General features: G+C 55.0%; 18 protein-coding genes. 9 read left to right on the top strand and 9 right to left on the bottom strand.

What is annotated here, in order from left to right; all coding sequences use genetic code 11:
- Window positions 1-45: 45 nt before the first annotated feature.
- Window positions 46-303 carry a 50S ribosomal protein L27 gene (gene rpmA, locus HWQ14_RS07725; RefSeq protein WP_176609383.1) on the bottom strand — a complete coding sequence of 86 codons (258 nt, stop codon included), beginning with the start codon at window positions 301-303 and terminating at the stop codon, window positions 46-48.
- A gap of 19 nt (window positions 304-322) precedes the next feature.
- Window positions 323-634 (bottom strand): 50S ribosomal protein L21, encoded by a 312-nt coding sequence (gene rplU / locus HWQ14_RS07720; protein WP_003025032.1) that lies wholly within the window; start codon window positions 632-634, stop codon window positions 323-325.
- Between the two features lie 257 nt (window positions 635-891).
- Here rplU and ispB point away from each other — a divergent pair, with 257 nt between their 5' ends.
- Window positions 892-1,863, top strand: a complete 972-nt coding sequence (gene ispB, locus HWQ14_RS07715) for an octaprenyl diphosphate synthase (protein WP_148418320.1) — start codon at window positions 892-894, stop codon at window positions 1,861-1,863.
- Window positions 1,864-2,091: 228 nt separating this feature from the next.
- Complete coding sequence (sfsB, locus tag HWQ14_RS07710; protein WP_148418319.1) at window positions 2,092-2,379, top strand: DNA-binding transcriptional regulator SfsB; 288 nt, start codon at window positions 2,092-2,094, stop codon at window positions 2,377-2,379.
- Between the two features lie 63 nt (window positions 2,380-2,442).
- On the opposite strand, the gene murA is transcribed toward sfsB, so the two are convergent.
- From murA to mlaF, 7 genes are all read right to left on the bottom strand, one after another.
- Window positions 2,443-3,702, bottom strand: coding sequence for a UDP-N-acetylglucosamine 1-carboxyvinyltransferase (gene murA, locus HWQ14_RS07705; RefSeq protein ID WP_176609382.1), 1,260 nt, complete (start codon window positions 3,700-3,702; stop codon window positions 2,443-2,445).
- 50 nt (window positions 3,703-3,752) lie between these two features.
- Window positions 3,753-4,007, bottom strand: coding sequence for a BolA family iron metabolism protein IbaG (gene ibaG, locus HWQ14_RS07700; protein ID WP_003861840.1), 255 nt, complete (start codon window positions 4,005-4,007; stop codon window positions 3,753-3,755).
- A gap of 126 nt (window positions 4,008-4,133) precedes the next feature.
- The gene (mlaB, locus tag HWQ14_RS07695; RefSeq protein ID WP_176609381.1) at window positions 4,134-4,427 is read right to left on the bottom strand and encodes a lipid asymmetry maintenance protein MlaB; all 294 of its coding nucleotides are present in this window, start codon (window positions 4,425-4,427) and stop codon (window positions 4,134-4,136) included.
- Entirely contained in the window at window positions 4,427-5,062 is a 636-nt protein-coding gene (mlaC, locus tag HWQ14_RS07690) for a phospholipid-binding protein MlaC (RefSeq protein WP_148418317.1), read from the bottom strand. Before mlaC ends, mlaB begins: the two co-directional genes overlap by 1 nt.
- Window positions 5,063-5,077: 15 nt before the next feature.
- Window positions 5,078-5,626: an outer membrane lipid asymmetry maintenance protein MlaD gene (gene mlaD / locus HWQ14_RS07685; protein ID WP_148418316.1), complete on the bottom strand. Its 549-nt coding sequence runs from the start codon at window positions 5,624-5,626 to the stop codon at window positions 5,078-5,080.
- A gap of 4 nt (window positions 5,627-5,630) precedes the next feature.
- Window positions 5,631-6,413, bottom strand: a complete 783-nt coding sequence (gene mlaE, locus HWQ14_RS07680) for a lipid asymmetry maintenance ABC transporter permease subunit MlaE (RefSeq protein WP_148418315.1) — start codon at window positions 6,411-6,413, stop codon at window positions 5,631-5,633.
- Window positions 6,414-6,420: 7 nt separating this feature from the next.
- Entirely contained in the window at window positions 6,421-7,233 is an 813-nt protein-coding gene (mlaF, locus tag HWQ14_RS07675; protein WP_148418314.1) for a phospholipid ABC transporter ATP-binding protein MlaF, read from the bottom strand.
- 227 nt (window positions 7,234-7,460) lie between these two features.
- Here mlaF and HWQ14_RS07670 point away from each other — a divergent pair, with 227 nt between their 5' ends.
- The 7 genes from HWQ14_RS07670 to rpoN are packed head-to-tail and all read left to right on the top strand — an operon-like array spanning window position 7,461 to window position 13,327.
- Entirely contained in the window at window positions 7,461-8,438 is a 978-nt protein-coding gene (locus HWQ14_RS07670) for a calcium/sodium antiporter (protein ID WP_176609380.1), read from the top strand.
- Window positions 8,439-8,451: 13 nt separating this feature from the next.
- On the top strand, window positions 8,452-9,438 hold the full coding sequence (gene kdsD, locus HWQ14_RS07665; protein WP_148418312.1) for an arabinose-5-phosphate isomerase KdsD: 987 nt from the start codon (window positions 8,452-8,454) through the stop codon (window positions 9,436-9,438).
- A gap of 14 nt (window positions 9,439-9,452) precedes the next feature.
- Window positions 9,453-10,019, top strand: a complete 567-nt coding sequence (gene kdsC / locus HWQ14_RS07660) for a 3-deoxy-manno-octulosonate-8-phosphatase KdsC (RefSeq protein ID WP_148418630.1) — start codon at window positions 9,453-9,455, stop codon at window positions 10,017-10,019.
- Entirely contained in the window at window positions 10,016-10,591 is a 576-nt protein-coding gene (lptC, locus tag HWQ14_RS07655; RefSeq protein WP_148418311.1) for an LPS export ABC transporter periplasmic protein LptC, read from the top strand. Before kdsC ends, lptC begins: the two co-directional genes overlap by 4 nt.
- Window positions 10,560-11,114: a lipopolysaccharide ABC transporter substrate-binding protein LptA gene (gene lptA, locus HWQ14_RS07650; RefSeq protein ID WP_063451030.1), complete on the top strand. Its 555-nt coding sequence runs from the start codon at window positions 10,560-10,562 to the stop codon at window positions 11,112-11,114. The genes lptC and lptA overlap by 32 nt, the downstream gene beginning before the upstream one ends.
- 6 nt (window positions 11,115-11,120) lie before the next feature.
- Window positions 11,121-11,846 (top strand): LPS export ABC transporter ATP-binding protein, encoded by a 726-nt coding sequence (gene lptB, locus HWQ14_RS07645; protein WP_148418310.1) that lies wholly within the window; start codon window positions 11,121-11,123, stop codon window positions 11,844-11,846.
- 47 nt (window positions 11,847-11,893) lie between these two features.
- Entirely contained in the window at window positions 11,894-13,327 is a 1,434-nt protein-coding gene (gene rpoN / locus HWQ14_RS07640; protein WP_148418309.1) for an RNA polymerase factor sigma-54, read from the top strand.
- Window positions 13,328-13,342 lie beyond the last annotated feature (15 nt).

Below are 13,342 nucleotides of genomic sequence, written 5' to 3'. Positions count from 1 at the left end.
GCAACACGTTGCGGGGCTTTAATCCGTTACCGGACCGAGAAAACCTTACTCAGCAACGATGCTGATGTATTTACGGTTGTTCGGGCCTTTAACTTCAAATTTCACTTTACCGTCTGCTTTAGCAAACAGAGTGTGGTCACGACCGCAACCTACGTTGGTACCCGCGCGGAACTTGGTGCCACGCTGACGAACGATGATGCTACCCGCCAGAACGGATTCGCCACCGAAACGCTTAACGCCCAGGCGTTTAGCTTCTGAATCGCGACCGTTACGTGTGGAGCCGCCAGCCTTTTTATGTGCCATTTAAATCTCTCCTCAGGTCTTAGGCGCTGATGCCAGTAATTTTCACATCAGTGAACCACTGACGGTGGCCCTGCTGCTTACGATAGTGTTTACGACGACGAAACTTAACGATTTTAACTTTCTCGCCACGACCGTGAGCAACAACTTCAGCTTTGATAACGCCGCCATCAACGAAAGGAACGCCGATTTTGACTTCTTCACCGTTTGCGATCATCAGAACTTCAGCGAACTCAACAGATTCGCCAGTTGCGATGTCCAGCTTTTCCAGGCGAACGGTCTGACCTTCGCTTACTCGGTGTTGTTTACCACCACTTTGGAAAACCGCGTACATATAAACTCCGCTTCCGCGCACATCCTCGTATGATTCAGAGTGCGCTATAAATATTCACAATAGGGCGCGAATATTACGCAAAACGCGAGCCTTTGACAAGTGCTAGCATCAATACATGAAGAAAAAAAACACAACACGTACGGTAACGTTTATCTGCGCCGTTTTTTCAGTACAATCAGCAATACTATTTATAAACCGAAACCCTTTGTGAACCCATATCGTGTGGGATAAACAGGATAAAAAGCCCGGCTTTTGCGATGAATTTAGAAAAAATCAATGAGTTAACCGCGCAAGATATGGCGGGTGTAAATGCAGCAATCCTGGAGCAACTCAACTCTGACGTTCAGCTGATCAATCAGTTGGGCTATTACATCGTCAGCGGCGGCGGCAAACGCATTCGTCCGATGATTGCCATTCTGGCCGCTCGCGCGGTTGGCTATCAGGGAAATGCTCACGTCACGATCGCAGCGCTGATCGAATTTATCCACACCGCCACCCTGCTTCACGACGACGTTGTGGATGAGTCGGACATGCGCCGCGGTAAAGCCACCGCCAACGCGGCGTTTGGCAATGCGGCAAGCGTCCTGGTGGGGGATTTTATCTATACCCGCGCCTTCCAGATGATGACCAGCCTGGGCTCGCTGAAGGTGCTGGAAGTGATGTCAGAGGCCGTCAACGTTATTGCTGAGGGTGAAGTCCTGCAGCTGATGAACGTCAACGACCCGGACATCACCGAAGAAAACTACATGCGCGTGATTTACAGCAAAACCGCGCGCCTGTTTGAAGCGGCCGCGCAGTGCTCTGGCATTCTGGCAGGCTGTAGCGAAGCGGAGGAAAAAGGCCTTCAGGACTACGGCCGTTACCTCGGCACGGCGTTCCAGCTGATCGATGATCTGCTGGACTACAGCGCAGACGGCGAAACGCTCGGCAAAAACGTCGGTGATGACCTGAACGAAGGCAAACCAACGCTGCCGCTGCTCCACGCCATGCGCAATGGCACGCCGGAACAGGCGCAGATGATCCGTGAAGCAATCGAGCAGGGAAATGGTCGCCATCTTCTGGAACCAGTACTGGAAACAATGGCAATCTGCGGCTCGCTGGAATGGACGCGTCAGCGTGCTGAAGAAGAAGCGGATAAAGCCATCGCCGCGATTCAGGTGATCCCTGACAGCCCGTGGCGTGATGCGCTTATAGGCCTTGCTCACATCGCCGTTCAGCGCGATCGTTAATTCCTCCCTCCTCTCCCTGCGCCCCGCAGGGAGATTTTAGTATGCTCCAGTAAATTCCATATTCGTGTAAATTCATCCGGTTACAGGCCGCATGCATAAAGCCGTGCCTTATTCTGAATATTGCTTCTCGTAACATGAACTTTTTAAATCGCATGTTCGAAGTGGGTATAGTAATGCTGTCTTTTCACACGAAAAGGCGTGGACGATAACGAACACAAGGACAGCATTATGGATACAAAATTCATCGACTGGCATTCTGCTGACATTATTGCGGCGCTGCGTAAAAAAGGGACATCGCTGGCTGCCGAATCACGTCGTAATGGGTTGAGCTCGTCGACGCTGGCAAACGCGCTGACCCGCCCATGGCCGAAGGGGGAGCTGATTATCGCAACGGCGCTGGAAACGCATCCATGGATAATCTGGCCGTCACGCTACCACGATCCCGTTACCCATGAATTTATCGACAGAACGCGCATGATGCGCCAGAGCAAAGTGAAGAAAGCACATCAGGACTGATGCACCCGGACTGGCAGGAACAGCAATCCCCCGGCCTGGTCTGGCAGGGGGGTGCCGGAAAGATTACTCGCCCTTCACACGCTCAATATTTGCACCCAGCGCGCGCAGTTTGTCTTCGATACGCTCGTAACCACGATCGATGTGGTAGATACGATCGACAACGGTAGTGCCTTCCGCAATGCAGCCTGCCAGTACCAGACTCGCAGACGCGCGCAGATCGGTCGCCATGACCTGCGCACCGGACAGTTTTTCAACGCCGTGACAGATTACCGTATTGCTTTCGATTTCAGCATGCGCACCCATACGGATCAGTTCCGGTACGTGCATGAAACGGTTTTCGAAGATGGTTTCCGTGATAAAGCCCGTGCCTTCAGCCACCAGGTTCAGCAGGGTAAACTGCGCCTGCATGTCCGTCGGGAATGCCGGGTGTGGCGCAGTGCGCACATTAACGGCTTTAGGACGCTGGCCATGCATGTCCAGGCTGATCCAGTCTTCACCGATTTCAATATCCGCACCCGCATCGCGCAGTTTAGCCAGAACAGCATCCAGCGTATCAGGCTGTGCATTGCGGCAGACAATTTTACCGCCAGAAATAGCCGCGGCCACCAGGAAGGTACCGGTTTCGATACGGTCTGGCAGTACGCGATACACGCCGCCACCCAGATGCTCAACGCCTTCGATGGTAATGCGGTCAGTACCCTGTCCGCTAATTTTCGCACCCAGCGCCACCAGGAAGTTCGCGGTATCAACGATTTCAGGCTCGCGTGCGGCGTTTTCGATGATGGTGGTGCCTTCCGCCAGCGTAGCAGCCGACATGATGGTGACCGTTGCGCCCACGCTCACCTTGTCCATGACGATGTGCGCGCCTTTCAGACGGCCATTCACGGACGCCTTAACGTAACCCTCTTCCAGCTTGATCTCTGCGCCCAGCTTTTCCAGGCCGAAGATGTGCAGATCGACCGGACGCGCGCCGATGGCACAACCGCCCGGCAGTGAAACCTGTCCCTGACCGAAACGTGCCACCAGCGGGCCAAGCGCCCAGATGGATGCGCGCATGGTTTTCACCAGCTCATACGGTGCTGAGAAGTTGTTCACGTTGCTGGCATCGATCCAGACGGAACCGTTACGCTCCACTTTGGTGCCCAACTGGCCGAGCAACTTCATGGTCGTGTCGATATCTTTCAGCTTCGGTACGTTCTGGATCTCTACCGGCTCTTCTGCGAGCAGCGCAGCGAAAAGAATGGGCAGCGCGGCGTTTTTAGCGCCAGAAATTGTGACTTCGCCCTGGAGACGCGTTGGTCCCTGTACACGAAATTTATCCATCGTTTGCTCTCTTATAAATTCAACCGTGCTGCGGGCGTTTCGCCCTCAGCTCAAAAACCGTTTAGTTTGCGATCGCGAGCCCACTCCTGTGGGGTGAACGCTTTAATCGACAGGGCGTGGATGCGGTTATCCGCAATATATTCCATCAGCGGCGCGTACACAGCCTGCTGTTTCTTCACGCGACTCATTCCGTCGAACATCTCACCCACAGCAATAACCTGGAAGTGACTGCCATCGCCAGAGACGTGGGCTTCCTGAAGGGAGAGTGCATTCATCAGCACAGTCTGGATTTCATTATTTTCCATGGGGTCTACATCATCTGATAGTGAAAACAAGCCCAACATCTTAGAGCAAAGTGACGCGGTCTTAAACAAGCAAAAAGCCCCGACGAGTAAACTGACGGGGCTTTCGGAAGTAACGTACTGAAAAAGTTAGCGAGGTAATACGTCCTCAGGCAAATTGTAAAGCTTTGCAAGGGTAACGACGTTATCGCTTACCCCCGCCAGGGTAACGTTGCTCCCCTGCTTCTTACCCGTGGCAACCAGATGCGCCAGCAGGGCAATACCGGCGGTATCCACCCGCGTGACGCCATGTAAGTCAATCCGCGTCACGCCCTGCATCGCGTTATGGCGAGCCTCCCACAGCGGGTTAAGCAGATCCTGATCCAGCTCCCCCGTCAGCGCCAGCGTCTCGCCGTCGCGCGCCCAGCTAAGTTGCTGCGACATTACTTCTTCTCGTCCAGCGTAATTTTCTGACGAGAGATAGACTGAAGCTGTGCAGTCAGGCCATCAATGCCTTTGGTGCGCAGCAGATCGCTCCACTCGTTCTGTTTAGTGGTGATCATGCTGACGCCTTCGGCGATCATGTCGTACGCCTGCCAGTTCCCGGTCTGGCTGTTCTTACGCCACTGGAAGTCCAGACGAACCGGTGGGCGGCCGTTTGGATCGACGATCGTTACGCGGATAGGAATGATGGTGGCATCGCCCAGCGGCTGTTCAGGGGCAATCTGATAGGTCTGGCCGTGGTACATCGCCAGCGCCTGGCCGTAAGCCTGCTTCAGGTATTCACGGAACGCGGCAAAGTAAGCCTCACGCTGCGCCGGGGTCGCATCTTTGTAGTAACGCCCCAGCACCAGCGCGCCCGCATATTTGATCTGCACGTACGGCAGCAGCTCCTGGTCTACCACATCGCGCAGATAGTCAGGGTTAGAGCGGATTTTAGGCTGTTCATTTTTAAGACGGTCGAAGGTTTTCTTCGCGGCCTCATTCATCAGCTTGTACGGATTGCTCTGATCCGCAGCGTGCGCCGCGGTAAGAGGGGCAATGACCAGCATGGCAACCATTAACAGTCGTTTAAACATGGACTTCTCCTGAAATTAATTCGTCGCGCCTGGCGTCGGTTCGACGTTGGTGTGGTCTTCACTCTGCGCAGGGGCATCGTCAGACTTTTTATCATCCCCTTTACTGTTGTAAAGGAACTGACCAATCATATCTTCCAGCACCATCGCTGACTTGGTATCCTGGATTACGCTACCGTCTTTAAGGATAGTCGTTCCCAGCTCAGGATCTTCAAAACCAACGTTAAGGGCCAGGTATTGCTCCCCCAGCAGGCCGGAAGTGCGGATGGAAAGCGAGCTGGTGTCCGGAATGTGGTTGTAGCGCTCTTCAATATCCATCGCGACGCGCGGCAGATAGGTTTTCTCATCCAGCGTAATGTCTGAGACCCGGCCGATAACGACGCCACCAATACGAACCGGTGAGCGCGCCTTGAGGCCGCCGATGTTATCGAAGGTCGCGTAGATGCGGTACGTCGGCTCGGTGCGGACAGAGGTAATGTCCGCCGCACGCAGGCAGATAAACAGCGCGGCCAGCAGCGCCAGAAGCAGAAACACGCCGACCCAAATTTCATTTTTTCTCGTTTGCATGAACTCAATTCCCAAACATCAGTGCGGTGAGCACAAAATCCAGACCCAAAACGGCCAGCGACGAATGTACAACAGTACGTGTCGTTGCACGGCTAATGCCCGCCGACGTTGGAATGGCATCATAACCGTTAAACAACGCAATCCAGGTAACCGTCACAGCGAAAACCACGCTCTTGATCAGACAGTTAATCAAGTCCATCCGCAGGTCGATAGCGTCCTGCATGGCAGACCAGAAGAATCCGGCGTCAATCCCTTTCCAGTTAACGCCAACCAGCGCGCCTCCCCAGATACCTACCGCCACAAACAGGATAGTCAGTAACGGTAAGGAGATTACCCCGGCCCAGAAGCGCGGAGAGATGACCCGGCGCAGCGGATCGACCGCCATCATCTCCATGCTGGAGAGCTGCTCGGTTGCGCGCATCAGGCCGATTTCCGCCGTCAGCGCCGACCCGGCGCGACCGGCGAACAGCAGCGCGGCCACGACCGGCCCAAGCTCACGCAGCAGCGAGAGCGCCACCAGCATGCCAAGGCTGGTTTCCGCGCTGTAGGTAGTCAGCACCAGATACCCCTGCAACCCCAGCACCATGCCGATAAACAGGCCCGACACGATGATGATAAGCATCGACAAAACGCCGACGTTATAAAGCTGCCGCACCAGCAACGGCGCGTGCTTGCGGAACTCCGGCTTGCCCACCAGCGCGTTGAACAACATTAATCCGGCACGCCCGAACGTACTGATGGTTTTTAGGCCACGGTGTCCAAGACCAGCCAACGCATTTAACAGCATGAGTGGCTTAACTCCCTATTCCCAGTAAATCGTCATGATAGTCACCCGCCGGATAGCGGAAAGGCACAGGCCCGTCCGCGATGCCGTCCAGGAACTGCCGCACGCGCGGATCGCCATTCTCCTGCAACGCCTGGGCGCTGCCGTGGGCGACGATCTTTTTATCAGCCACAATGTAGGCGTAATCAGCAATGCTCAGCACTTCCGGCACGTCGTGAGAAACCACCACGCAGGTGACTCCAAGGGCGCTGTTCAGCTCTGAAATTAACTTCACCAGCACGCCCATGGTGATAGGGTCCTGCCCGACGAACGGTTCGTCGAACATGATGAGATCGGGTTCCAGTGCAATAGCGCGCGCCAGCGCGGCGCGGCGCGCCATCCCACCCGAGAGTTCAGACGGCATAAGCTTCGCAGCGCCCCGCAGCCCTACGGCTTCAAGCTTCATCATCACCGTGCTTTGCAGCAGCGCAGGCGGAAGATGGGTGTGCTCGCGCAATGGATAGGCCACGTTGTCAAAAACGTTCATGTCAGTGAACAGCGCGCCCGACTGAAAGAGCATGCTCATCCGTTTGCGAACCGTGTAGAGGCGCGAGCGAGACATCTCCGGGACGTTTTCGCCGTCGAAGAGTATTTCGCCGCTATCAGGGGGGATTTGCCCACCGATAAGACGCAGCAACGTCGTTTTACCGATCCCTGACGGCCCCATGATGGCGGTGATTTTACCACGCGGCACGGTCAGCGAAATATCATCAAATATTAACCGGTTGCCGCGAGAAAAACTGACGCCCCGGACATCGACTATATTCGCCATCGTTTGGCTCATTTATGGTTCCTTTCTTACCTTGCTTCACGGCTGGCATGAAGCGTAAATCAGCCCTAAACCCCGCATTTTTACAGAATATTCGCTATTGGGGTTAGCTAAAGCTGGCATTTGTTTTACTTTTCCGGCGCATAAAGTCAAAATTAGGAATTCGTTACGTCTCAGACTTCATCTGGCGCCAATATTCGTGCGCAGTGGACCAGCGAGTATACCTGAAGAAAGGACTTTTGATGCTTTTAGCAACAGCACTGTTAATAATTGGTTTACTGTTGGTGGTCTACAGTGCTGACCGTTTGGTCTTTGCCGCATCAATTCTCTGTCGACTCATCGGCATGCCGCCCATCATTATTGGGATGACGGTGGTTAGTGTAGGCACTTCGCTTCCTGAAATCATCGTTTCTGTTTCAGCATCGCTGCATGGCCAGGTCGACCTCGCTATTGGTACCGCGATTGGCTCTAACATCGTCAATATATTACTGATTTTAGGCTTAGCCGCATTACTCCATCCATTTCGCGTGCATTCTGATGTTTTGCGCCGCGAATTGCCGCTAATGTTAGTCGTCAGTCTGCTGGCAGGCTGCGTGCTTTACGACGGGATACTGAGCGTCGGAGACGGTATATTCCTCCTCGCCCTGGCCGGGATCTGGTTACTTTATAGCGTTAAAATCGCTCGCCTGGCGGAAAAACAGGGCAACGATAGCCTCACGCGTGAGCATCTCGCCGAGCTGCCCCGGGAGGGCACCTTACCCGTCGCCCTGCTGTGGCTGGGCGTGGCGCTGATCATCATGCCGATGGCCACGCGGATGGTCGTCGACAACGCAACGGTGCTGGCGAACGCGTTTGCGATGAGCGAACTGACAATCGGTCTGACGGTGATTGCCATCGGCACCAGCCTGCCCGAGCTGGCCACCGCCATCGCCGGAGCGCGTAAAGGGGAAGATGATATCGCCATCGGCAATATTATCGGCTCGAATATTTTCAATATCGCGATCGTGACGGGGCTGCCGGCGCTAATCTCGCCGGGGCCGTTTAACCCGATGGTCTTCACGCGCGATTACGGTGTGATGCTGCTGGTCAGCGTAATTTTCGCCCTGCTCTGCTGGCGGCGAAAAGAGCAGATTGGCAAAGGCGCAGGCGCGCTGCTGACGGGTGGATTTATCGTATGGATGGCGATGCTGTACTGGCTCTCGCCTCTTCTCTCTGGGTAAACGGAAACGCATTATGTCGCAAATAGAATTGCAGCCGGGTTTTGACTTTCAGAAAGCAGGCAAAGACGTTCTGGAGATTGAACGTGAAGGTCTGGCGCAGTTAGATCAGTACATTAATCAGGATTTTAGTCTGGCCTGTGAGAAGATGTTCTACTGTGCCGGTAAAGTCGTGGTGATGGGGATGGGTAAGTCCGGCCATATTGGGCGCAAGATGGCGGCGACGTTTGCCAGTACCGGCACCTCGTCATTCTTCGTGCACCCGGGTGAGGCGGCGCACGGTGATCTGGGCATGGTTACGCCGCAGGACGTGGTTATCGCCCTGTCCAACTCCGGGGAATCGAATGAAATCCTGGCGCTGATCCCGGTGCTCAAGCGCCTTCAGGTGCCGCTGATTTGCATGACCAGCCGCCCGGAAAGCAGCATGGCCCGCGCGGCGGATATCCACCTTTGCGTGAAGGTGCCTAAAGAAGCGTGTCCGCTGGGGCTGGCGCCTACCTCCAGCACGACCGCCGCGCTGGTGATGGGCGATGCCCTTGCCGTTGCGCTGCTGGAAGCCCGGGGCTTCACGCCAGAAGATTTCGCCCTTTCTCACCCTGGCGGCGCGCTCGGGCGCAAACTGCTGCTGCGGGTTAACGATATTATGCACACCGGCGATGAAATCCCGCACGTCAGCAAAGAGGCCTCTCTGCGCGATGCGTTACTGGAGATCACCCGTAAAAATCTGGGTATGACGGTAATCTGCGACGATCTGATGAAGATTCAGGGCATCTTCACCGACGGTGACCTGCGCCGGGTGTTCGATATGGGAGTGGATGTCCGCACGCTGGGCATCGCTGATGTGATGACGCCTGGCGGGATCCGCGTCCGTCCGGGCACGCTGGCGGTAGATGTGCTGAACCTGATGCAGTCCCGCCATATTACCTCAGTGATGGTTGCCGATGGCGACCAACTGCTGGGTGTGGTACATATGCATGATCTGCTGCGCGCAGGCGTAGTGTAATGAAGGATAAGACAATGAGTAATGCGGGTGCATCCCTTGCAACCTGTTATGGCCCGGTGAGCGCCCACATGATGGCAAAGGCGGAAAATATCCGTCTGCTGATCCTCGATGTGGACGGCGTGCTCTCCGACGGTCTGATTTATATGGGCAATAACGGCGAAGAGCTGAAAGCCTTTAACGTTCGTGACGGTTACGGTATCCGCTGTGCGCTCACCTCCGGCATTGACGTGGCGATCATCACCGGGCGGAAGGCTAAACTGGTAGAGGATCGGTGTGAAACGCTGGGCATTACTCATCTCTATCAGGGGCAATCTGATAAGATGGTTGCCTTCCGGGACCTGCTGGGAAAACTGGCTATTGCGCCAGAGAATGTGGCGTACGTCGGGGATGATTTGATCGACTGGCCGGTAATGGCGGAGGTCGGTCTGAGCATCGCCGTGGCTGACGCGCACCCGTTGCTGATCCCGCGTGCTGATTATGTTACCCATATTCAGGGTGGCCGTGGTGCCGTCCGTGAAGTCTGCGATCTGCTTCTGCTGGCGCAGGGCAAGCTTGATGAGGCGAAAGGGCAATCGATATGAGTAAAACCAGACGTTGGGTTATCATTCTGCTTTCGCTTGCCGTCCTGATACTGATTGGCGTGAACCTCGCCGACCGCGATGATGCGCAAACGGACGTGGTCAACACGAGTGACCCTACCTACAAAAGCGATCACAGCGATACCGTGGTCTATAGCCCCGAAGGCGCGCTGAACTATCGCCTGATTGCTCAGCATGTAGAATATTTTTCAGATGACGGCACCTCGTGGTTTACCCAGCCGGTCCTGACCACCTTTGATACGGACAAAGTGCCGACGTGGTCAATCAAGTCTGACCGGGCAAAACTGACGAATGACCGTATGCTCTATCTGTATGGTCACGTTGAAGTCAACGCCCTGACTGCGGACGCTCAGTTGCGCAAAATTACGACGGATAACGCCCAGATCAACCTGGTCACCCAGGATGTCACGTCGCAGGATTTAGTCACCCTGTATGGCACAACATTTAATTCCAGCGGTCTAAGAATGCGCGGGAACTTACGCAGCAAAAACGCCGAGCTGATTGAAAAGGTTAGAACCTCCTATGAAATTCAAAACAAACAAACTCAGCCTTAAAGTTGTTATCGCCAGCGCGCTGCTGGCGGCCAGTCTTCCCGCGCTTGCTGTGACTGGCGATACCGAACAGCCGATTCATATTGAATCTGATACGCAGTCTCTGGATATGCAGGGTAACGTCGTCACCTTCACCGGCAACGTCGTTGTGACCCAGGGCACCATTAAAATCAATGCCGACAAAGTTGTCGTGACCCGTCCGGGCGGCGAGCAGGGCAAAGAAATTATTGATGGTTATGGTAATCCGGCCACCTTCTACCAGATGCAGGATAACGGCAAGCCGGTAAAAGGCCATGCCTCGCATATGCACTATGAGCTGGCGAAGGACCTGGTCATCCTTACCGGTAATGCTTACCTGGAACAGCTGGACAGCAATATCAAAGGCGACAAGATCACCTATCTGGTGAAAGAGCAGAAAATGCAGGCCTCCAGCGAGAAAGGCAAACGCGTCACCACCGTGCTTGTTCCTTCGCAGTTGCAGGACAAAAACAACGGTCAGGCTCCGGCACAGAAAAAGAGTAACTAATTCGCTATGGCAACATTAACTGCAAAAAACCTCGCGAAAGCGTATAAGGGCCGCCGCGTCGTCGAAGATGTCAGTCTGACCGTCAACTCCGGCGAAATTGTGGGTTTGCTTGGTCCTAACGGTGCGGGCAAGACCACCACCTTCTACATGGTGGTAGGCATTGTTCCGCGTGACGCCGGCAACATCATCATCGATGATGAAGACATCAGCCTGCTGCCGCTGCATGCCCGCGCGCGCCGCGGCATCGGCTATCTTCCGCAGGAAGCATCCATTTTCCGCCGCTTAAGCGTCTTCGATAACCTGATGGCCGTGTTGCAGATCCGTGACGATCTGACCAACGAGCAGCGCACTGACCGTGCGAACGAGCTGATGGAAGAGTTCCATATCGAACACCTGCGCGATAGCCTCGGTCAGGCGCTGTCTGGCGGTGAACGCCGCCGCGTCGAGATTGCGCGCGCCCTGGCAGCAAACCCGAAATTCATCCTGCTGGATGAACCTTTTGCGGGCGTTGACCCCATCTCCGTTATTGATATCAAACGCATCATTGAGCATCTGCGCGACAGCGGGCTTGGCGTACTGATCACGGACCACAACGTTCGTGAAACGCTGGCCGTCTGTGAACGCGCCTACATCGTGAGCCAGGGCCATCTGATTGCCCACGGTACGCCGCAGCAAATCCTCGAAGATGAGCATGTTAAGCGCGTGTACCTTGGGGAAGACTTCAGACTCTGATAGGGTAGAGGTTAAATCACGCCGAACCGGAGAAAAACGCGCTGAACATGAAGCAAGGTTTGCAATTAAGGCTCAGCCAGCAACTGGCAATGACGCCGCAGCTACAGCAGGCGATCCGTCTGTTGCAGTTGTCCACGTTAGAACTCCAGCAGGAGCTCCAGCAAGCGCTGGACAGCAATCCGCTGCTGGAGCAAACCGATCTTCATGACGAGGTAGATACCCAGCAAACGCAGGACACTGAAACGCTCGATACCGTCGACGCGCTCGAACAAAAAGAGATGCCGGACGAGCTGCCGCTGGACGCCAGCTGGGATGAAATCTACACCGCAGGCACTCCTTCCGGTACGCGTGCAGACTATCAGGACGATGAACTTCCGGTCTATCAGGGCGAAACCACCCAGTCACTTCAGGACTACCTGATGTGGCAGGTAGAGCTGACCCCTTTCTCCGATACCGATCGCGCGATTGCCACCTCGATTGTCGATGCCGTTGACGACACGGGCTATTTGACCGTGACGCTGGACGATATTCTGGAAAGCATCGGCGACGACGAGATTGAACTGGAAGAGATCGAAGCCGTTCTGAAACGCGTTCAGCGTTTCGACCCGATTGGCGTCGCCGCAAAAGATCTGCGCGACTGCCTTCTGATCCAGCTCTCGCAGTTTGCCAAAGAGACGCCGTGGATTGACGAAGCGCGGCTCATTATCAGCGATCATCTGGATCTGCTGGCGAATCACGACTTCCGCACGCTGATGCGCGTCACGCGCCTGAAAGAAGAGGTGCTGAAGGAAGCGGTGAACCTGATCCAGTCGCTCGATCCGCGTCCGGGGCAGTCGATTCAGACCAGCGAGCCGGAGTATGTCATTCCTGATGTGCTGGTGAGAAAACACAACGGCCGCTGGGTCGTTGAACTGAACTCCGACAGTATTCCTCGCCTGCAAATCAACCAGCAGTACGCCTCCATGTGCACCAGCGCGCGTAACGATGCCGATAATCAGTACATCCGCAGCAACCTGCAGGAAGCACGCTGGCTGATCAAGAGTCTGGAGAGCCGTAACGACACGCTGCTGCGCGTCAGCCGCTGTATTGTTGAACAACAGCAGGCCTTCTTTGAACAGGGCGAAGAGTTTATGAAACCGATGGTGCTGGCAGACATTGCCCAGGCCGTCGAGATGCATGAATCAACCATTTCCCGCGTGACCACGCAAAAGTATCTGCACAGTCCACGCGGCATTTTTGAGCTTAAGTATTTCTTCTCCAGCCACGTGAGTACCGAAGGCGGCGGCGAAGCCTCGTCAACGGCCATTCGCGCACTGGTGAAGAAGTTGATCGCCGCGGAGAACCCCGCGAAGCCACTAAGTGACAGTAAGTTAACCACCATGCTGTCCGATCAGGGTATCATGGTGGCACGTCGTACTGTCGCGAAGTATCGAGAGTCTTTATCCATTCCGCCGTCTAACCAGCGTAAACAACTGGTTTGACACAACCGATAAGGA

It is taken from the genome of Enterobacter cloacae (assembly GCF_013375935.1).
Taxonomy (GTDB): Bacteria; Pseudomonadota; Gammaproteobacteria; order Enterobacterales; family Enterobacteriaceae; genus Enterobacter; species Enterobacter pasteurii.
Note: the sequence above shows the minus strand (reverse complement) of the source record. Positions and strands in the feature narration are given on the sequence as shown.